This window comes from Clostridium sp. AF37-5 (assembly GCF_003477605.1).
Lineage (GTDB): Bacteria > Bacillota > Clostridia > Lachnospirales > Lachnospiraceae > Eubacterium_F.
Map to the genome: position 1 here is coordinate 12,818 of NZ_QUDR01000002.1, position 20,663 is coordinate 33,480.

24 protein-coding genes and 1 tRNA gene are annotated in these 20,663 nt (G+C 34.0%); 23 read left to right on the forward strand and 2 right to left on the reverse strand.

The features are described from left to right. Nucleotides 1-7 precede the first annotated feature (7 nt). From DW019_RS01405 to DW019_RS01430, 6 genes are all read left to right on the forward strand, one after another. On the forward strand, nt 8-1,024 hold the full coding sequence (locus DW019_RS01405) for a hypothetical protein (RefSeq protein WP_118442251.1): 1,017 nt from the start codon (nt 8-10) through the stop codon (nt 1,022-1,024). A gap of 39 nt (nt 1,025-1,063) precedes the next feature. Beyond that, nucleotides 1,064-1,432 carry a PrgI family protein gene (locus DW019_RS01410; protein WP_118442252.1) on the forward strand — a complete coding sequence of 123 codons (369 nt, stop codon included), beginning with the start codon at nt 1,064-1,066 and terminating at the stop codon, nt 1,430-1,432. 14 nt (nt 1,433-1,446) lie between these two features. Further along, a complete protein-coding gene (locus DW019_RS01415) occupies nt 1,447-3,867 on the forward strand; it encodes a VirB4-like conjugal transfer ATPase, CD1110 family (protein ID WP_118442253.1) in 2,421 nt (806 codons plus the stop codon). 87 nt (nt 3,868-3,954) lie between these two features. Further along, the gene (locus DW019_RS01420) at nt 3,955-4,269 is read left to right on the forward strand and encodes a hypothetical protein (RefSeq protein ID WP_118442254.1); all 315 of its coding nucleotides are present in this window, start codon (nt 3,955-3,957) and stop codon (nt 4,267-4,269) included. A 22-nt stretch (nt 4,270-4,291) separates the two neighbouring features. Then, a complete protein-coding gene (locus tag DW019_RS01425) occupies nt 4,292-4,666 on the forward strand; it encodes a hypothetical protein (RefSeq protein WP_118442255.1) in 375 nt (124 codons plus the stop codon). A gap of 25 nt (nt 4,667-4,691) precedes the next feature. Then, complete coding sequence (locus tag DW019_RS01430; RefSeq protein WP_118442256.1) at nt 4,692-5,150, forward strand: RNase A-like domain-containing protein; 459 nt, start codon at nt 4,692-4,694, stop codon at nt 5,148-5,150. 49 nt (nt 5,151-5,199) lie between these two features. Here the strand turns inward: DW019_RS01430 and DW019_RS01435 are convergent, their stop codons facing one another. Continuing rightward, nucleotides 5,200-5,547: a hypothetical protein gene (locus DW019_RS01435; protein ID WP_118442257.1), complete on the reverse strand. Its 348-nt coding sequence runs from the start codon at nt 5,545-5,547 to the stop codon at nt 5,200-5,202. 269 nt (nt 5,548-5,816) lie between these two features. Here DW019_RS01435 and DW019_RS01440 point away from each other — a divergent pair, with 269 nt between their 5' ends. The 9 genes from DW019_RS01440 to DW019_RS01480 all read left to right on the forward strand — a co-directional run bounded on the left by DW019_RS01440 (nt 5,817) and on the right by DW019_RS01480 (nt 15,337). Next, complete coding sequence (locus tag DW019_RS01440) at nt 5,817-6,437, forward strand: hypothetical protein (protein ID WP_118442258.1); 621 nt, start codon at nt 5,817-5,819, stop codon at nt 6,435-6,437. After that, entirely contained in the window at nt 6,434-6,988 is a 555-nt protein-coding gene (locus DW019_RS01445) for a hypothetical protein (protein ID WP_118442259.1), read from the forward strand. Before DW019_RS01440 ends, DW019_RS01445 begins: the two co-directional genes overlap by 4 nt. Before the next feature lie 52 nt (nt 6,989-7,040). Beyond that, nucleotides 7,041-11,393 (forward strand): hypothetical protein, encoded by a 4,353-nt coding sequence (locus DW019_RS01450; protein ID WP_118442260.1) that lies wholly within the window; start codon nt 7,041-7,043, stop codon nt 11,391-11,393. 78 nt (nt 11,394-11,471) lie between these two features. After that, on the forward strand, nt 11,472-11,768 hold the full coding sequence (locus tag DW019_RS01455; RefSeq protein WP_118442261.1) for a hypothetical protein: 297 nt from the start codon (nt 11,472-11,474) through the stop codon (nt 11,766-11,768). Between the two features lie 331 nt (nt 11,769-12,099). Then, a complete protein-coding gene (locus DW019_RS01465) occupies nt 12,100-13,863 on the forward strand; it encodes a hypothetical protein (RefSeq protein ID WP_118442263.1) in 1,764 nt (587 codons plus the stop codon). 2 nt (nt 13,864-13,865) lie between these two features. After that, nucleotides 13,866-14,147, forward strand: a complete 282-nt coding sequence (locus DW019_RS01470; RefSeq protein WP_118442264.1) for a hypothetical protein — start codon at nt 13,866-13,868, stop codon at nt 14,145-14,147. Nucleotides 14,148-14,473: 326 nt separating this feature from the next. After that, nucleotides 14,474-14,578 (forward strand) — tRNA-OTHER (locus DW019_RS14865). A 32-nt stretch (nt 14,579-14,610) separates the two neighbouring features. Continuing rightward, complete coding sequence (locus DW019_RS01475) at nt 14,611-15,153, forward strand: hypothetical protein (RefSeq protein ID WP_118442265.1); 543 nt, start codon at nt 14,611-14,613, stop codon at nt 15,151-15,153. Then, nucleotides 15,146-15,337: a hypothetical protein gene (locus DW019_RS01480; RefSeq protein ID WP_118442266.1), complete on the forward strand. Its 192-nt coding sequence runs from the start codon at nt 15,146-15,148 to the stop codon at nt 15,335-15,337. Before DW019_RS01475 ends, DW019_RS01480 begins: the two co-directional genes overlap by 8 nt. Nucleotides 15,338-15,552: 215 nt before the next feature. Here the strand turns inward: DW019_RS01480 and mobV are convergent, their stop codons facing one another. After that, nucleotides 15,553-16,533, reverse strand: coding sequence for a MobV family relaxase (gene mobV, locus DW019_RS01485; RefSeq protein WP_118442267.1), 981 nt, complete (start codon nt 16,531-16,533; stop codon nt 15,553-15,555). Between the two features lie 911 nt (nt 16,534-17,444). Between mobV and DW019_RS01495 the strand changes: the two genes are divergently transcribed. From DW019_RS01495 to DW019_RS01530, 8 genes are all read left to right on the forward strand, one after another. Continuing rightward, the gene (locus DW019_RS01495) at nt 17,445-17,666 is read left to right on the forward strand and encodes a hypothetical protein (RefSeq protein WP_118442269.1); all 222 of its coding nucleotides are present in this window, start codon (nt 17,445-17,447) and stop codon (nt 17,664-17,666) included. A 4-nt stretch (nt 17,667-17,670) separates the two neighbouring features. Further along, nucleotides 17,671-17,862, forward strand: coding sequence for a hypothetical protein (locus tag DW019_RS01500; RefSeq protein WP_118442270.1), 192 nt, complete (start codon nt 17,671-17,673; stop codon nt 17,860-17,862). After that, the gene (locus tag DW019_RS01505) at nt 17,849-18,073 is read left to right on the forward strand and encodes a hypothetical protein (protein ID WP_118442271.1); all 225 of its coding nucleotides are present in this window, start codon (nt 17,849-17,851) and stop codon (nt 18,071-18,073) included. Before DW019_RS01500 ends, DW019_RS01505 begins: the two co-directional genes overlap by 14 nt. 26 nt (nt 18,074-18,099) lie before the next feature. Next, the gene (locus DW019_RS01510) at nt 18,100-18,789 is read left to right on the forward strand and encodes a DNA methyltransferase (RefSeq protein WP_118442272.1); all 690 of its coding nucleotides are present in this window, start codon (nt 18,100-18,102) and stop codon (nt 18,787-18,789) included. Between the two features lie 44 nt (nt 18,790-18,833). Further along, the gene (locus DW019_RS01515; RefSeq protein ID WP_118442273.1) at nt 18,834-19,052 is read left to right on the forward strand and encodes a hypothetical protein; all 219 of its coding nucleotides are present in this window, start codon (nt 18,834-18,836) and stop codon (nt 19,050-19,052) included. A gap of 3 nt (nt 19,053-19,055) precedes the next feature. Beyond that, a complete protein-coding gene (locus tag DW019_RS01520) occupies nt 19,056-19,418 on the forward strand; it encodes a hypothetical protein (RefSeq protein ID WP_118442274.1) in 363 nt (120 codons plus the stop codon). Nucleotides 19,419-19,498: 80 nt separating this feature from the next. Continuing rightward, nucleotides 19,499-20,167 carry a hypothetical protein gene (locus DW019_RS01525; RefSeq protein WP_118442275.1) on the forward strand — a complete coding sequence of 223 codons (669 nt, stop codon included), beginning with the start codon at nt 19,499-19,501 and terminating at the stop codon, nt 20,165-20,167. 27 nt (nt 20,168-20,194) lie between these two features. Continuing rightward, entirely contained in the window at nt 20,195-20,647 is a 453-nt protein-coding gene (locus DW019_RS01530; RefSeq protein ID WP_118442276.1) for a YopX family protein, read from the forward strand. Nucleotides 20,648-20,663: the final 16 nt, after the last annotated feature.

A 20,663-nucleotide genomic window follows, 5' to 3' on the forward strand; every position in this document is an offset into this window, starting at 1 on the left:
TTTATGCATGTGTAAACAACGAAAAAAGATAAAAATGTTTTTTCTGACTTTTCTTATATATACGATTTTTTTGTCGGGATTAACCGTTAATCATGCATTTGCGGCTGATGAAGAGTATGAAAAGTACATGAAGGAGCCGGCTGTTACAGCGGATAATTACAAGCAGGATGGTCAATATCCTACCGGTGTTGATGCTGCCTGTGAAACAACGCCATATGATTTTTTTAAGTATATTGTGGCGAATGGTGTAGTGGATGATATGAAAAGCGCTTTAACTGGAAGTGATTTTATTAACTCTATCAATGACCAGATAAAAACAACTTATGACACAGTTGCTTTAGCGGGCGAAGCCCTTTTAGTTGTTATGTTTTTAATGGATTTGTTGGACAAGGCAACTCGCAATGGATTTGATTTTGAACAAGTAATTCGTCTTTTAATTAAATTCTTTATCGCAAAAACATTAATGGATAACGGTTATAACATTTTAAAGGCAATTGTTGCTATCGGAAATGCCTTAGCAGACTCGGTTAGCGCGGCTCCGGCCCCAAAAGGAATTATAGATTTCTTAAATAAGCTAGGTTATGTTTTGTCGGATTCCGGCACTCTTACAGACTGGGTTATTACATTTTTAGCATTCTTCCCATATGTTATTGCGCGAATTTTGAATCTAGTTATTTATGCTACATGCTACGGAAGAATTATTGACATTATGGTTCGTGGCGGATGGGCTCCTATTGGATGCATCAGTATGGTTCAAGAAGGATTTTCCGGCCGAGGATTGGTTTATGTAAAGAAATTTTTTGCCTCTTGTATTCAAGGAGCTGTAATTATCGGAATCTTAAATGCCGGCAGCATGGTTTGCTCGAATCTTGTTGGCGGTGCATTAAACGGAATCGGAACAGATGGTTCTAGTGTTATTGGACCGATGATTGGCGCCGGATTTACCTGCTTAATTGTTATTTTTACTGAAGTGATGTTGATATTGAAATCGCAAGGTTTGGCGAACGACATTGCAGGAGTATAGTATTGTTCCCTTTTTAGGCAGGGGAAGAAAGGAGTTTTTATGAAAAAGATAAATATAAATAGAGATGTTCGCAAGTATAAAGAAAAATTAGTTGGACCTTTTTCTACACGAGAAGCATTCTGCCTTGTCGTAGGTTTTTTGTGTTTTTATTTGATTAAAGCAATATTTTTTGCGGATATTGAAATGATGTCTGACCAAAATGGCTTTCTTTTAATTGCTGTAATGATTCCTTTTGTTATTGTTGGCTGGGGAAAATTTTATGGGATGCATATTGAAAAGTTTGCGAAATGCGCTTTGCCAACTTTGTTATCGCCTAAAGTAAGAACTTACAAGTGCGGCTATAAAATCAAGAAAAAAGTAATCAAAACCAAAAAATCAAAAGACAAAGAAATGCAACGTTTTAAATAAGGAGGGGTATTATTATGAAACAGAAAAATGTAACAAAAAAACGTCCTAAAAAGTTTAAAATCAGCCGAACAGTTCAGGAAACAATACCATATATAGGAGCTTATAAAGATGGTATTATCGAAACAGAGGAAGGATATTTTACAAAAACTTTTCGGCTGACAGATATTGACTTGAAAACTTCGTCCGATGAAGATGCAGAACAGATTTTGGAAATGTTTCGTGATTTAGTTAATTTGTTAGACCCATCTATGTTGATGCAGATAACAATTGATAATAAACGAGTGGGCAAAAAAGCATTTGAAAAAAATATTTTATGCCGAATGAAAGGCGATACATTGGACGAATATCGTGAAGAACATAATCAGATTTTGATTGAAAAATCAAAAGAAGGACGTTCTAATATTCAGCATTTGAAATATTTGACATTAAGCGTTGAAGCAGAAAACGTAGAAGATGCTATATCTCGATTTAATACATTAAAAGCGAATATCAATAAGACTATTAAGAATGTATCAAATGAAGATACGATTGAATTATCATTGATTGAACGGCTTGAATTGTTATACAGCATTATGAATCGGGATGAGGGTAATTTCTATCGCAGAGCAAATATTGATGGAAAAGAAGCAGAAACATTTAATTATATGAATATGAAAAAGCATGGACTTTCTACGAAAGATTTGATTGGTCCAATGTCTTTCTCTTTCCGCCCATCTTATATAAGAATGGATGAAAAATATGCCTGTGTTTTAAAACTGCGTTATGAAACAGTTACTCGTTTATCACCAGAAATTATTTCGGACATTACGGATTTGCCGATTAATATGATTACTACAATCAATATTGAGCCTCTTGACCCGGCAATGTCCACAAAGTTAGTTGAGCGGCAATTGACAAAAACAAAAAAAGATGTAATGGAAGCACAAAAAACGGCGGTGAAAGGAAATTATTCTGCTGAATTAATTCCGGAAAAGGTGAAAAAGGCATATAAAGATGCAGACCTTTTATTAGCGGACATCACCGAAGAAGACCAAAAAATGTTTTTAACAAATGTTTTGGTTATGCACTATGCGGATTCAAAAGAGGAATTGGATTCACAAACTAAAACAATTCAATCTGTAGTTGAAAAGCATTTATGTAAGTTTCGTATCATGAATGCCTTACAGGAACTTGGTTTTAAAGATTCTCTGCCATTATGTGTTATGTCCACTAGCGAAATGAGCAAACTTTCAACGACAGAAGAAACTAGTGCGTTCGTTCCATATTCAACACGAGAATTGATGCAAAAAGATGGATTTTATTATGGCTTACATGCTGTCAGCAGAAATATGATTTTTCATAATCGTAAATTCTCAGTTAATGGTAATGGTATTATTTTGGGTATGCCGGGAACCGGTAAATCTTTTTCTGCCAAAAGAGAAATGTATCAGGTTGCACTTAATACAAATGATTGTATTTATATCGTTGACCCGCAGGGCGAGTACACGCCAATGATGAAGTTGCTTGGCGGTGAAGAGGTTAAGATTGATATTAATGAAGACAATTATCTTAATCCAATGGATATGGATTTGGGATATTCCGAAAAGGGAGACCCAATTACAGTAAAATCAGATTACATATGTAGTATTTGTGAAATTGCATTAGGCGGTATGTATGGGTTAAGCCCGATTCAGAAAACTATCATTAACCGATGTGTACGTTTAGTATATCGTGATTATATGAAACATATCACGGAACTGCGGATAAAAGACCCATCTATCACAATTGATAGAGATGCAATGCCTACGCTGCAAGATTTATATGAAATATTAATGGGGCAGGAAGAGATGGAGGCAACGGAAATTGCAACGGCTCTTGAACTGTATATTACGAGCTTTGATAAGTTTTCTCATCGGACGAACGTAAATACAAATTCACGTATTGTAAGTTATAACATTGCCGGTATCGGCGATAACATGCGTGAATGGGGACTAACCATTTGCTTTAACAACTTATGGAACCAGATTATTGAAAACCACAAAAGGGGTATTCGAACATGGATTTATTTGGACGAATTCCATTTGTTGACACATTTGGACAGTACGGCTGAATTTACAAAAAAAGTGTACAAAATGGCACGTAAATACGGAGCTCTTCCAACCGGTATTACGCAAGATGTGGAAGACCTTTTAGCAAGCGAAAAAGCACGTGCATTAATTAATAACTGTACTTTTGTATACTTGTTGTCACAATCTCCGATTAACCGTGACACATTACAGGAAATTTATTCGATTTCTGATAATCAGCTTTCGTATATTACAAATGGTGGTTACGGACAAGGTTTGATTTATGATGGGAAAAATATGATTCCATTTATTGATGAATTTCCATCTGATACGAAATTATATAAAGCTATGACTACAAAGCCGGAAGATTTTGTAGCAGATTTACATTAAGAGAGGCCCTTCGGGGCTTCTTTTTTTGCCGCTATAGTTCAGCAGACATATTAATAATATCATTTATAACAATAAGGAGGGCACAAAATGAGAAAAAAATTCAAAACAAAGAAAAAAATGATTCCATATCTCTGCGAGGTATTGAATCGTAGCCGTTTTGACGGAGAACCAATTTGTTATTCCGTTGAAATTGGTGAAAAAGAAGCAACAATTTCTTTTGAGCAGGAGATTCCGGGTAATCTCTACCACCAGAAGGTGATAGAAGCTTATAATCTTCGCGAAGAAAGGAAAAACAAACTTTCGATGCCTATCTTGTCAAAAGCTCAGGCAGAGCGTCCAGAAGTGGTAAAGAAAGTGAAGAAAAAATATTCCAGCCGTAATTATATGGTTGGAAACATGTAAAAAATTTTAGGAGGTCACAATTATGAAATTATTTAAAAAAGCAAAAGCAGAAATAATTGAAGTTAAGCAGGAGGAACTTCCCACTATGGACTTGTTGCCAGCGAAAGAGGCATATAAAGCAATGAAGCCAGAACAGATTCGTAAGGCAATTGAAAAGGTAAATCAATCTATCGCATCTGGAAATACGAGTTGTTATATTACAACAGATGAAAAGCCTTGTGATGAGGTGATTGATTTGTTGCTTGAAAAAGGATATGATGTTTCAATTCATGTATTTTCATCTATGTCTAATGAGATGTATCCGGATTATTTTGTAAAGGCCTATTTTACAAATAAAGCATCTGGCGAACTTCATTTTGAGAATGAAGAATCAAGACAGCTCTGGTATGAAAATTAAATAAAAATTTAAAGGAGGACACATTATGTCAAAATCAATATATTCAAGAATCGAGGAACACAGAGTAAAATATGTAATACCATACATCAGGTCGACCGTTGGATTGTTTTTAGCAGAAGCAGAAAGCAATAATGGTCATGCTTTATGGTGTCATGTAGGTTTGGATGATGCACAGTTATCAGCGAGGTTATCTTATGGAGATGTTAATATGGCATCTACATTTTACACCTTAGAAGATGCTGAAAACTATGTTTCAATGGTTCTTTCTGATGAGTTAAACCAAAGTGATATTTCAGAATGGTTGTTGAGTTCAGTAAGAACCAAACTGGTACTTAATTTGCCAGAAGAATGTGAAGAAATTACCGGTAAATTGATGCGCAGAAGCGGAAAAACAATGATGGTAGAAGATGTCAGTGTTGTTTTGGCCAAAGATAATTCGGAAAGAGGTTGGAAGATTCTGACTGCATATCCGAGTGAAAAGTAATTTTTTCTCATAATAAGAAAAGAGTAGGCATAATGTCTACTCTTTTTTGTTATAAACTCTTTTTTAATGTTTCCCACATTTCTTCTCCATCAGAAATTCTTCGGAAAGGATGGTCTTTTGTTTTACCCAATCGTTTTTCGAATGTTTCTTTGTCCCAATAACCACTTTCGTATCGTCCTAACCAAAAGTCGTAATTTTGAACGAATGCTTTCATCATGTCTTTCTCACAGCCATCAACAAAAGCTTTTGTCAATTCATCGTGGTCTAAATCTTTAATTGTGTTTCCTTTTGAAAGAATAAACAGCAATTCTTCCGGAGTTTTTTCTGAATCCATTTCCGTGCCATCGTCTAAGGTTATGATAACGTTTTCCCTTGCGATTACCTCTTTAATTGTCATTTTTATTCCTCCCTTCTTTTTTATTATAAAATATTTTTGTTTTCTTTTCAACATAAACCTTAAAATGGCGAAAATTCGTTGATTTTAAGATAAAAATGATATATTTCATTACCATCCTCATTTTTTTCACAGACTATATGTATAGGTATTGTAGACCTGAGAAGGGAAGGGGACTGTTACTAATTACTACCTCCAGAACTATTTTGTATGATTTTTCCTTTTCAGACAGACATATTAAATTTAGAAGATTTTTGAAGGGAGGCGTTATTATGCCAGAACAGGAACTTTCTGTTACAGAAATATTAGCAGCGTGTTGTTTAAAAGAAAATAATCAACGTACAGCAAATACTGCTGTTATTATTTCCACCGGTGAATGTAAAGAAGATACAGCAATTCAATTAAATACAAAAGCAACTTTTATGAGAACTAATTTTAAGTTTGAGCGATATGGGAATGTATTAACTGCGGATTTATATTTTCAGAACGCAAATGATTCTAACTTATTACGATGCTGTAAATTGTTGCAAGAAAATACACAAAAATTACAGCAGCTTAATGAAAGAAGCGATGTTTATCCGACAATTCAATTTTCGTTTATTCCAATTGCATTAAAAGGGAAATATCATGTTGTAATGGCAAATCCTGTTTCGTGGGAATTATGTTCTGACAATTTAAAAGAACTGCCTACCAGAATTCACATTACCTTTATGATTGATGATATTTTAGGGTTCCAAAACCATGATTTAGATTACAATGCAATTGTTGCAGAAATAAAGGCAAGAGAGCGTCAAGAAGCTTTTTACGAACAGGAAGAAGAAAAGAAAAGAAAACGAGATGCTTATGAGGCTGAATTTGGTCCTAAAGTTACACAAGGAAGGAGTTATTTATGAAAAGAGTAAGTATATTATTGTTAATTTTATCACTGTTCATATTTCCGATAACGGTTTCTGCAGCAGAAAATACCGGCTCAATTGGAATTGTATTACAAAAATATGACCAGAACACACTGAAACAATGCATGGAGTCAGAAGACGGAAATGGCGTTTATATTTTTATCAAAGAGATTGATACTGGAAAAACATATCGTTTCCCGTTAAGCCAATCCAATCAGTTTGAGGGCCGATATGAAATTCCGTATGGAAATTATCGGGTAATTGATAATCCGGATAAAGATTACAATGTTACCTGCGCTTCTGTGTTTAATATTTCCAGCGACTCTCCGGCCCCATCAATTGCATGCGCATTAGAAGAAAAGAAAACTCCGGCAGTATCGCAGACACCATTTAATTCGTCCAATAAAGACACGAAAAAGAATTCAGAACAAAAGAAGCCGGAAAAAAGCCAAAGAGTAAATTTTCAATTAGTAATTACAATTGTTGTATTTATTATTTTATGCGCCCTTTGGATATACAATCGGTTTATTAAATTTCGTGATGATTAATGTAAGCCGGGGTAAATCCCCGGTTTTGCTTTTTGAAAGGAGAAAATGATTCATGGCATTATTTGACCTTAACGATTATTACAGTTCTAAAATTGCAGAAAATACCGGACTGTTGCAAGGAGATATAGAAATCTTTGTTAACAGTGGATTATTACCTCATTGTTCCCCAACCAATTTCTCGTTAGAGGCGGTTGATGAGCAGATAAAAAGTTTAGGCAATTTAACTGTTTTATCGCAATACAATATTTATTCAAAGCAAGATTTACTATCAGCATTAAATATATCCGATACTGATTTTGTCCCTGTAAAGAAACAAATTAAATATTTTTGTGAAAATGAGCAGGGAATCGAATGTTTTGTATTAAGAAAATCTGAACTTACACAATTAAAACAAGACATCCCGGATATTTTAGATGCTTATATGAAAGAAAATGAGCAAGATGAAGAAGATGATTTAGATATAAAGTCATCTGTAGAAAACAAACCTAAGAAAGAAGAAACTAAACAGGAAATTCCAAAAGATGAAGTTACTGTAACAGTAAAAAAGAAAAAGAAGAAGAAAGAGAAAGACAAAGAGAGACACAAGAAACCGCATCAGAAACGTGAAAAACGTTTTGAAAGCACATATAATCCAAATGAATATATTAGCAAAGAAGACCCTATTCGTATAGAAGAGATTGAGCAGATTGCAAAAGAACGAGCAAAAGACCCAGATGCTAGAGCGAGAGCAATTACATATGATAAAATTACTGGGACTTCAAAAATAAATAAAACCATACAAGAAATATGCAAAAATGGAGAAGAAATTTTATCTCAATTAAATTCTTCCCCATTCGATGCATCTGTTCACCATGCGGATTTTTCTGAAACGCCTTATAAAGAAGGATTTAATACTCAATGTGAGGCGAATAATAATAATTCATTGGACGAAAAAAATGCAACTGTTTCAGAGGTTGATACAAAAGAGGAGTATACTGAACAATCCGGTTTACAAGCATACGCCGGAATTGTTGAATCAGAAAAAGTAAATGTACCAATTGATTACGCACAAGATAGTAACATGTACATTAATTCAAAATCTATGTCAGAAGCAGCACCTATAACTGTTCAATCAGAACAAAAGCATCTTTATGATAAATTGTCTGATACAGGGCTGACAATGACATACAACAATGAAATTGTTACAAATTACTACACTAGTAAAGAAGCGGCAGAACAAAAAATATCTAGCGGCTATCAGTTAGGGGATATTCATAAAATTCCACAAGATTCGTCTATCTATGTTACAACAGATATGGGAAGTACATACATGTTAAGCCCCGGTGAAATGTCTGAATTAAGAAATGTTGCTGCAAATTGTGAATCTCAGCAATATATTAGTTCATTACCAAATGCGGATGAGTATGCTGCACAAAAAAATGATGAACAGTTTTTCTCGTCCAATGAGGCCCTATTAACATATGAATCATATTCAGGGAAAAAAACTACCGTTTATAATATGGCAGAAGAAGATGAGTATGTGTCAATTGGGTCAAACGATAGCAGTTATTCCTCTGGAAATACAGAAAACCAAGAATCTAGTGCTCACGCAGAAAGTAATGATTTTACAGATAAATCATTTGGACAGAATAAATCTGACGAAGGCGAAAGTGTGATTTATAACAGTCCGATAAATATTTGTAATGCCAATATAACGAAGAAAAATCCGACCGGCTCTTCTGGTGCGCCTATAAAAACAATTCGTCAAATGATTCGGAAGAATCAACGAGTTATGTCACATTCTATTGGACAGGCAGATGCACTTATGGCGATTCATCAATTGAAGCGTTATACGGCATGGGCGATGCCTCTGACAAATGCTACGTTATATGGAGCACAAGCAAGAGTACTTAAGAAGGGATTAAATAAACAGACAAAATTAGGAGACCTTGATAAAGCATTGAAGCGCTGCAATATTAAAACGAATGTACTACAGCAAAGAGATAAAAAAGGGAAATTAGTATATAAAAAGAATAATAAGGGAGAATTTTTAAAAGATAAGGCGGGAAATAAAATTCCGGTATTTAAGAAAAAAATATCAGAAAAAGATGTTGAAGGATTGCGAAAAATGCTAAATGCAAAATGCGAAATTAGAAAAGCGTTTAATGCAGATTTACGCACGGCATCTAAATGGCGCAGACATGAATTAACTAAATACGGTTCTTTTTTAGATAAAAATGTTATGGCTGTTGATAAAGAACTTAAAAAATTTACTGATGCAAAAAAAATGGAACGAATGTCAAAAAGAAGATTTGGTCAATCATTATCTTCAATGGTATTTTGTCTTTGTTATAGAGCCGATGCTGTTCAAGGGGCTTTTTTAGTATATCAATATATGAAAATTGCCAAAAAAGGTGTAAGGGCTTCTGTTTGGACAAAACGAAAATCTCAAAAAGGACTTGCTAAAATTGTAAAACCATATGGAAGACATTTGCGAGTAAAAAAAATGAAAACTCGTGTTAAGGCAGATAAATTAAAAGCAGAAAAACGGAAAAAAGCATTAAAAAGGGAAAGAAGAAAACAAAGAATGCGAACACGGGCAAGAATGGTTACTCGTTCGGCAACCGGCAGGACTGTCCGTGGTCATAAAAGACATCTTAAAAATAAATTTGATAATACAAAGGTGGGAAAAGACGTAATAAAATTGCAAAAAAAACTAAGCCCTGTAGCAAGAGGGAAAGATAAAGTAATCAAATCTATTAGTGGAATTGTTGGTAAATTCTTTGGCGGGATTATTAACGTAATCAATCTGCCAGCGAAAGTATCAAAATGGATTATGATTGGTGCCGCCATATTAACAATTTCATTAGGCTTACAATGCGTTTATTACGCCGGTGTTCTTCAGCTTTTTGCTGATGTCTTCGGAAGTGATGTTGCAGTTATCGAAGATGGAAAAGAAGAGAAAAATCTTGTAGTAGCCACAAAAGACCATTTGTTAGAGAAAGACAAAAAATGGTTGAAAGAAATAGAGGAAGAAGTGGCGAAACAAAAGAAAAACACTAAAATTGAAACTGCAAAAGACCCATTTTCCGGAAACGTAACAGCATCAACCGGAACGAAAAATGTAAACTATTTCTTTTATAATGGCGGTGGCTACGATACACTTGATAAGCCAAAAGATAAGTTTAACACAAGCGCCGCTCATAAATTAAGCGGAACGGATTATATGATAACTGGGGTGTACTCTAATGCAAAAGCGATAATTGCGGCAACCAGCATTTATCGTTCAGAAATTGGGGCAAAAGAAGATGATACAGATGGTTTCATTAAATTTGCAGAACAGTTGTGGGACCATACCCATATTTATCAGATTGGCTTATCAAAAGATGCTAATTATTGCAGTGGTAAAAATTGTAAATCTTATATAATGGATTGCCGGGCATTAAGTAAGTATAAGGACAAAAAGGATTTTAAAGGCAACAAATATAATTTTGCCAAACAAGTAAAAGAATGCGATAAAACATATTACTGCAATGACCCGGAATCTTATAAAGACATTGTATATTTTGGAAAAGAAAGCAAGAAAAAGCCATCCGGAAACGGATGCAAGGGAACCGGTAAGAAAAAGAAGCTGAACAAAAAAATTTATTGTAACTGGTCAATTCATGCTGCTGAAAATCCAGATTTAGCCAATAGCGTGCCGAAAGGAGCAAAAGGTGGTATTACATATTACTGGAAATCTGACAAAAGCAAAACAGGAACTACATTTGAAGAATGTAAAGATGCCAGTAAAGTATATCAATCAGCGGATTTTGATGAATTTAAAATAGAAAACGCTATTAAAACGCAAAGTTTGGTATTGGTAAAAGGTCTTGCGAAACGAGATGGCAAATATTTGGCTTATTGTAATAATTTACAAAGCATTGCCAAATATGGCTCTTCCATAAAAAAACAAGACGGTTATCTTATGCTGGATGCTAAATATGTAAACAAAAAGCAAAAACGTATTGTGAAGAGTTTTACAGGAACTTATAGCACCAACGGAGTATTTACATGGTTTTATGAATGTCAGGGGCATGAGGCTACTGCTTACAAAACAAATTATTGTACCGGACATAGAGGATGCGTTGGACACAAAGTAACGTATTGTCTGGGGCATAAACAATTAGAAGCGCATGTATGTATTGCCGGACTGTCAGAAGCAGAAACACAAAGCAAAAATACTAATGGTCAGAAAAGTTTATTTTATACCGATAACAAATTTTGGCGGAAAAAAGAAGGAACTTATGACGATAAATGGAAAGGCTTTTCAGATTCTCACTTTGATTGGGCTGAGTTAATTTTAGCGAACGACTGGGAACGGTCTTACGGAATTAAGGATTCTGACTTCAAATTGAGAGATATTGGGGCAACTATATCAAAGTAAAAAATCGTTATAATATGGTTTTCATGGCGAGCCAAAACAGACATATTAATAATATAAAGATGAAAGGAGGAAGTAATTATGAAAATATTACTTACAATTATTGGAGTTTTGGCTTTCATCGCAGTAATTTGTGTCGTTGTATCAATCGCAAAGGGAATTGTTAGATTCCTAATTAAAGCGTTTATTGTTGTATATGGAGGAGCAATGATTATTGCAGGAGGCTCTACCGTACCTAAATATATTATGAATAAATTTTCTTCCGTAAAGGAAGTTGCTAAAGAAGCTACAACTAAAGCGAAAAAAGAGACAAAGAAAAAAGTGAAAGCCAAAAAAGTAAAAGCAAAAAAAATAAAAGTTGAAAAAAGGAGAGGATAGCATGTTTTTTGCATGTTTCATGAAAAGCAAAGGATTAATGCTTAGCGGAATTGTTGTATCTGTTGTGTTACTGCTATTTCGTATAAAATGCCATTTGATTATTCCCATATGGGGTATCTGTCTTCCAACGCTACTGTGCTTATTATACACAGCAGCTCAGGTTGGAATATTATTTTTAGCTTATAAGCTAGACTGCAAATGGCTAAAACGATGGCTTAAATAGTATTTTTCCGTCCAATGCAAAGCGAGGGGCTTATAGGCTCTTCGCTTTTTTACTGCCTTTAACAGACATATTATATATATAAAACTAAAATTAAGGAGGAATGTAATTATGAAGATTAAGAAAATTGCAATTGAGGGCTTTAAAGGGATTGAAAAAATGGAGTATATCCCAAATTCTAAAATTGGCACCTTAATTGCTTCAAACGGAAGTGGAAAAACATCTTTCTTTCAGGCAATGGAATCTTTGTTTGGTAACACGAACAAGGACAAGGTCTTTATTCGTGAAGGTTGTCCAATAGCTACGATTTCTGTTACGACAGAGGGAAATACTTATGAACGTATTTTGTCTCGTGAGAAGCAGAATAAATTTCGAGCTGATAACAAATACGTTACAGAAGCAGAATTTTACGATGCTTTAATGAAAGAAACGAAGATGAAAGCAGAAGATTTCCGGGTATTATCATCATCGGAGTTATTTGAAAAATTATCTTCTCAGGAGTTAGCAGATTACTTAAATGCTAAGGTAAATCAGAAATTAACCATGGATGATTTGGTTGACTTTTTGCCAGCTGATTTTCCAGAGGATGCTTTTCTTGCATTAGAAAATAAACTGGGATATGAATTTGGTCCGGCTGAATTATCCGGACTGTATTCGGATTTTTATGCGACTCGCCGTAATTACAACAGAATGTTGAAAGAACAGCAGAGCAAATGCAATGAAATTTCTAAACCTAATTTTTCTAAAGAAGATTTACAGAAAGCTATTAAAGAAGTTGAGGAAATGATTTCTGCGGCTAAGGCAAATAAAATTGCCAAAGAAGAATATGAAAAAGCAGTAAAAACATATCAGTTAATGGCAAATCAGAAGTCTGAGTTAGAAGAAAAGGTAAAGAAAGCGCATACTTTTGAACCTAAGAAAGAAGATTTAGAAAAAGCCAAAGCGGACAAAAAGGCCGTGCAGGAGCAGATGATGCAGGTCAGAAATTATTGCAGCACAATCAAAAGCAATATGGGCCTTTTTAAGAAGACACTGGACAATTTAAATACGAATATTTGTCCAATCTCGGAAAAATTGGTTTGTTCTACAGACAAAACAAAAATCAAAGGAGAATTAGAGGCATCTATTGCAAAGAACAAACAAATTCTCGCAATCGGTGATAAGAAATATGCTGAACTAAAAGTGTATGAAGATGCTTCGACGAAGCAAATCGAAGTTTTACAGGATAGTTTTAGTAAGTATCAGAATTATATGAACTTAAAAAAACAGTTATCGGTATTTAAATTGCCGGAAAAACCAATTCAGCCTAAAATCAAAGTAATTGACGAAGACCTTTTGTCGATGAAAAGAGCAGATATTGACATGAAAAAGAAAGCTTTAGAGGATTTTGAGGTATACACAAAAGCGAAAGCCGAATGCGAAAAGGTATCTATTCAGGCTAAGTTGTATGATACACTTGTGAAAGTCACTGACCCAAAAGGAACCGTGGTAAAAAAAGTGTTGGAAAAATATTTTGCCGTGTTTAATGACGAAATCCTTAAAACTACTCAGGCGATGAGCGTTCCTTTTACTGTCAAGTTAATCGTTGACAATGGTGTTAAGTGTATTTTTTGTAAAGACAATATGGCAAGAGATTATGCTATGCTGTCCAATGGCGAAAAGGTTATTGTTACCATGATTATTTTAAATGCCATTAACCGAGTAGCCGGCAATAAAATGTTGTTTATCGACAACCTTAATGAACTGGATGAACCTAATCAGGAGAAGGTATTATCCTTTATTGAAGCTCTTGTTCCTGATTACGACAATGTGTTTGTGGCGAGCACAACAGATATTGCGCTGCCAAATGCAGACTGTATTTCGTTGGAGGTGTAATAATGTATTTAGTGTCATATTCTCCGGAAAAAGACATGTGGTTGATTGATGACTATGATGTAAAGGAATACGGAGCAGAATATCATAGAGATTCTGTTTTCTTGTATCATAAGGGTTTAGTTGCTGATTCAAAATCTCTTGTTAATACGCTAGATGAGGCGTTAAACAGAGCAAATGGCAATGGGCGTTTTGATTACCCAGTATACTATCATGGGAATAATATTAATCATGTCCAGAAAAGACATTATTGTTATGTTGGCAATGTGTTATGTGAATTAATTTAATCTTCAAGTAAAAAAAGAAAATGTCTATCGAGGTATAAAACCCACGATAGGCATTTTTTATTTGCGTAAATCTTAAAATAGATATGCTTTTAGGCCTGGATTTTTTTAGTTAGCCTGAATAAAAGTATTCTATATGGAATTACTATATCCGTTTTGGAATACTGATATTCCTGTCGCGAATATCCTTATGCTACACGGTACACAAACCAGACAGCCGATTTCGTAATAATGATTAGATGTGGTTACTTTGAAAAGGCTGATTTTTTATTGTTTTAGAAGTTGAATAATATTGAATTATGTGTTATAATAATGTTAATGAATATATATGTGGTGATTAGTTCAGTCTGGCAGCAACACTCCTATATAGCATTGTGAAAGTGTGTAAGGAACTATATAGGTGTTGGCGGAGGTTCAAATCCTCCCCGCCACATCAAAAATTATTCAAGGAGGTATTAACAAAGTTATGGTGAAACTTAAAAAGAATAAAACTATAATTATTGGTAAAAGCGGAACTGGAAAATCGAATATGGCTTTAGATTTAGCATTAAAGAAGCGAGGCACGACTATTATATGTAATGGTAGTGTTACCAAAAGTTATTATGAAGAGAATTTTCCAAAGTTAAAAGAGTACGAAAACAAAGATAGCTACTACAATTTTATTCCTAAAAGAAGCGGAAAATATTATATCTGCACAAATGATTGCAATTCAGGAGCTGAATTTTTAAATGCACTGATTCATGGATGTGATTATGGACATTTTGAAAATGATAAAAATGCAACCTTTGTCTATGACGACAATGCATGGATAAACGCTGAAAACAATATGCTTACGTTATGGCAGTTATCTCATACAGATTGCGGAATTATTATTACGGCAGATTCTATTTGCGATATTTTAAGAATAAACGAAAATGAATTAACTAAGAAAATGATTAAAGATATTTCCAAATATTGGGATATTGTAAAACTTGTCAACTTGAAGAAAGCAGGTGATATAGATGCCTAGACCAAAGAAAGACGGTCGATATTTGAATTTATATCTCGACAAGACGTTACATGAGGAATTTGAACAGTTTTGTGAAAACCTTGGACAAACCAAAACGATTGCTACCGAAAGAGCTTTACGTATGTATATGGATGCTATGAAGCAAAATCCGGAGCAACTATTGAAAAATAAGGAAGAAAGATAAAATATGCCAGATATATCAAGTCCTATATGTAGTGATATTAACGTATACTCATTATCTAAAATGTATGATTCTTATTATAATATGTTTTTAAGCCAATATAACACAATAGGTCTTATGGACAATATGTAATAATAAAAATACCCCTCCCTTTTCTTTTTATTAAAGGTTTGGGAGGGGTATTTTTATATTGAAATTTCTTAATTTAATGGCATTGCTTAATTGACATGCTCTTTTTCTATATCCAATTCTTGTTCTTTCGCCCAATTAACTAGTGCTTCAATATTTCTTGCTGATTCAGATACTAGTTTTTCATCCGGACATTCTTTTAAAGCGTAGTTGATACGTTCTACTAATTGCAGCTTACGTTTCATTTCTGCTACATTATTTCCCATAATTTTCTTTAACTCTTCAACCTCTTGAATCATACGAATCTTTTCAGCGGTTTCATCGAGAGAATTATTTTTTATTTCATCAATCTCTTTTTCCATTTTTCGTTTGACATCTAAGTTTTGAAAGATTTTCTTTTGAAATATCAATTGCGCTCTTTCAAAGTAATCATCTACAGACTCACCTTTTGCTGGCGTTGGCAATTTTTCAATAGCAGCATCATTGATAGCGGTATAGAATAAGGCAATATCATTATAGTGAGCGCGAGAATGTTTTACGCGAGAATCAAGACCGCATTCTTTCGCTACCTGCGCAAATGATTCCTGATACTGCTCTAAATGTTTATAATCAAACATCTCTTTGGCGCATAACCGTCCATCTATTTCCGGTATAACCATGCAATGAATGTGAGGACTTGTCTCGTCCATATGTAAAACTGCTGAAATAGCATTATCTCCAAAGGTTTCTTTTATCCAATTAACGCTTTTTTCTTTCCATACATCTAAATCAAACCCTTCCGGTAATTCTCCGGTTCCAATATTAAGAGAGAACTCAACTCCTCGTACTGCGTTTTTTCGTACCTTATGGTTTTTGTAATAATCCATTTGTTTAATTTTCTTTTTAAATGCTGCCTGAAAAGAATCCTCTTCTAACTTTATCAATTCTTCATTTAGATATTCTTTTTCCGGATTTGCGTTAATCGGCGTTTTTTCTCTATAATTATGGTTATATTTAGCATTAAACTGTGCAGCAGTATGTACTTTCCCATTTGTTGGATGAATGCTAAACCAACTTTTTGCGAGTGCCATATTATCACCTTCCTTTGTTTATGATACTTTTAATATGTCTGTTTTACGTTAAAAGCAAGAAAAAGGTATATATACTTTTTAACAAATTGTATATTAGGTTTATACTTAACCTTATTTTCCAAATCAAAATCCATTTTGAATTTCCCTTCAATCCTGAAAAAAGAGAGCGTAAGAAAAGAGTGTAAATAGACGATATGTATAGAATCCATATATAAGAAAAATCCATAAAACTGCTTCCTGCTGTCAGTGAGAGTAAATCATCATTGGGCGAAAGGGAGCTTTTTTGCGTTGGGATGTACCCTGCTTGTAATTTTCACTCTAAAAACACTGCACTTTTTCTTTATTGAATGAAACTGGCTTGTGGGATGCCCTCTATTGTGGGGGTGGGGGCTGATGTGGTAAAGAAAAAGATACCGCTATGGTGGGAGATGAGCAAAACTACCATACTGGGGAGAAATAAATAATAAAAACACCATCGTTGAGAGAAAAAGAGATTGTAGAAGTCCACTGATATGTTGGGGTAAGATATGACTTCCTTGATACTGGGGAATACAAATTCTCATATATAACAAAATATTGGGGAAATAGCTTTTCTGTAAATCCCTATAAGGAGGGGAAATGATATATCCCATCATGGTGAGATAAATTCGTTATAATATGATTTCATATATGACAAAAACATCTATAAAGTCTCTAATTATAGATATTGAAAAACCAAAAAACAAGAAAAGACCTCACAATGTTGGGTGTAATTTGCTCATAATATAATTCCGTATATGAAGAAAATCCCGCTATGGTGGGGAAGTATTTTGATTCAAAACCCATTTCACATAAAAATGCTCATAATATGGTTTCTATTCTGTTTGAAAACAGACATATTAATTATAGAAAGCCATAAAGGAGGTATAAAAATGAAAGAATTGTGGTTTAGTTTTGGAGCGCTGTCTGATAAGCTAAGCGAGCAATATAAACGACAGGGATATGAATTAAAAAATGCTGAAAAGTGGGATGAGTTAGTGCATAGTACAGTTATGCTGCATATCCATGGAATTCTTACAGATAGCAGATACGATGAATGCTTGGAAAGAATATTGAAAAAGTGTAAGGATGATTTAGTAAAAATAGGAGAGTGATTTAATGAAATGCGCTAATTGTCCTTATTTTAAAATTTTGCATATGCCATTGCATGATGACGATGCCATCTATTATTTTGGCAAAGCAAAATGTATGAAACATAATCATATTGTGGATTTTGGATGTAAAGGGAAATTCCAAAAAGATAAATTATATCAAAAAAAAGAGAAAGGAGCAGACAATGAGAATATGTAATAACACAGATGGGCTGCTGGAGTGCGGCGGAGAATGCGATGATAACGGATTATGTCAAAGCAAACATAAATGTGTAGATTCGTTGGTTTTTACCCAAAACAATAATAGCAATACAATTTCTGTAAATGGAACTGGTAATGTGGTTGGAAATGGAAATAGTGTTATAAATAATTTTATTTACAATGAAAATGACAATAAGCAATTGACTTAATGGAATTATAAGAAAGGAATAATAAGATGTTAGATTTTGGTTATTACAATATGGATTGTATGTCGGGAATGAAAGAATTTCCAGATAAATATTTCGACCTTGCGATTGTAGACCCACCGTATTTTAAAGGGCCTAACAGTAGAGGGTTTTATGGAAGAAAAATAAGCCCGATAGGTGTTCAAAGGATTTATGAAAAAATAGATAATTGGGATGTTCCAGATAGTAGTTATTTTGAAGAGTTGACCAGAGTTTCAAAAAACCAAATTATATGGGGATGCAATTATTTTGATTATTCTTTTGGAGCAGGAAGAATTGTTTGGGATAAATGTAATGATAAAACCACTTTTTCAGATTGTGAAATTGCATACTGCAGTCTGATTGATTCTGTTCGCATATTCAGATATATGTGGAATGGAATGTTTCAAGGTAAATCCATTTTTGAAGGAACTGTTCAGCAAGGAAATAAAAAGCTGAACGAAAAGAGAATACATCCAACGCAGAAACCAGTTGTTTTATACGAATGGCTTTTAAACCGATACGCAAAGTCCGGCGACATTATTCTTGATACTCATGTAGGAAGTGCTTCAAGCCTTATTGCTTGCCATAATACAGGGCACAAATTTGTCGGCTTTGAGTTAGATAAATATTATTATGATTTATCAAAACAAAGATTAGACGCAGAAATGGCACAAATGAGATTATCAGATTTCATTTAAAAACAACCGCACTAGGAAACTGGTGCGGAGAAAGGAGTGATTGGATGAAGATTGAACGAACAAGATATGTGATTATGAGAAGAAATCGTACAGAGATATGGTGCGGTTTATCAAGGGATTTTCACTTTGTTAAGATTAATGAACTGAAAAATACAGCAGTCAAAACATATCGGACAAGAAAACAAGCCGAAAGTGGTTGTTCTTCTTGGGATAAGGATTTTGAAATTGTTGAGTGCAAAGAAATCATTGATATAAAGGAGTAAACAATGAAAAGATTAACTAATAGTGGAAAAGAAATACCTACGTTGATTGATAATGCTGAATATTGGCTGCAAGCGTACTTTAAATTAAAAGATTATGAGGATTTAGAGGAAAAGGGAAAACTTATTAAGTTGCCGGAAAAAGTCGAAAAAACGGAATATAGAGAGTGTGTGCACACAAGAACTAAATGCCACCATGAAAATTACAAGTGTTCGGAATGCCCTCTTACTGAATTATTTTGTGATGAATTTTATACAGCAATAGATAGATGTTATGAGGACGCATACGCTAGTGGGTGTCTTGCAGGAATGGAGTTAGAACAATTATTACGCAGAAAACAGAAAGAATTAAGGTTCAGCAATGATTGATTGTAATATTTAAAAATGTGTCAGAACCTAAAAAAATATCAGTTAGTAATGGAAATGAATATAACAGAAAGGAGATTATTATGAATCTTGACGAAGCAATTAAGCGTGCAAAGGAAGTTGCAAGTGAACAAAAAAGAAGAAGCGGCCTTTGTGCGACAAACGATAATGAATGCGATAAATTTTCCTCCTGCATTAAATGTGCAGAGGAACATGAACAACTTGCAGAGTGGCTTACCCAGTTAAAAGAGTATCAAAAACTGGAAAAACGTTTAAAAGATATTTTTGGCGGTGACGATTTTCCGCTTTCCGTTTTTGTGGAATCTTTTGATACGGTTCTTAAAGAGGGAAAGAAAGTCCCGGTTTACGCTAAGATTCTTACTTACGAAGACGCCGATAAATGGAATGAATATAAAGAATTGGAAGAACAGGGCCGGCTCATAAAACTGCCATGCTCCGTAGGAGACACAGTTTATCGAATTAAATTAAATAAAGATGCATGTGGCAAATGTAAATATCTTAAGCATGATTATTTTGAGGTTGATTTTTGCGGAAATGAGGATGTAATCTCAATTGACCCACAATATACAGAGAAACTATTATGTAAAAAACATTTTTATGAAATTGAGCCGTATCGTTTTCAAGATATAGACGATATCTTTAATAAAAGAAAAGAGTTCGGCGAAACAATCTTTTTCACTAAAAAGGAAGCAAAGGCAAAGACAAAAACCTTGCAAGAAGAGAATAATTAAGTTTTAGCAGGAAAGGAAATAAAATACATGTTTAAAAGAAAGAAAAAAAGAAAAATAGACAATAGGGTTTTGTGGAAGGGTAAACGAATTGACAATGATAAATGGGTTATATGTCGTTGTTTAATATCTTATAAAGGGCTTGTGTATCTTGGTCAATGCGGGCGCTATATTAACACGTCTGTAATGCTAGACTCTAATACCATTCGCCTATACACACATATCAAAGACGATAATAAAAACCTTATTTTTAACAACGACATTCTTTTATTAAAAGATGAAACAAGTGGATATGAATGGAAAGCCGTTGTTAAAATTGACGAAACTGACTGGCAATATCATTTAGTTCCGATTGCAAAGCGTGATGCAGATAAAAATATTCCTTTGTTGGGTAATACAGAAATATGTTATATAAAAATGAATCATATAAACGCCGAAATAATCGGAAACACATTTGACAACCCTGAATTGCTAGAGAGATAGAAAGAGCGGCTAAAAT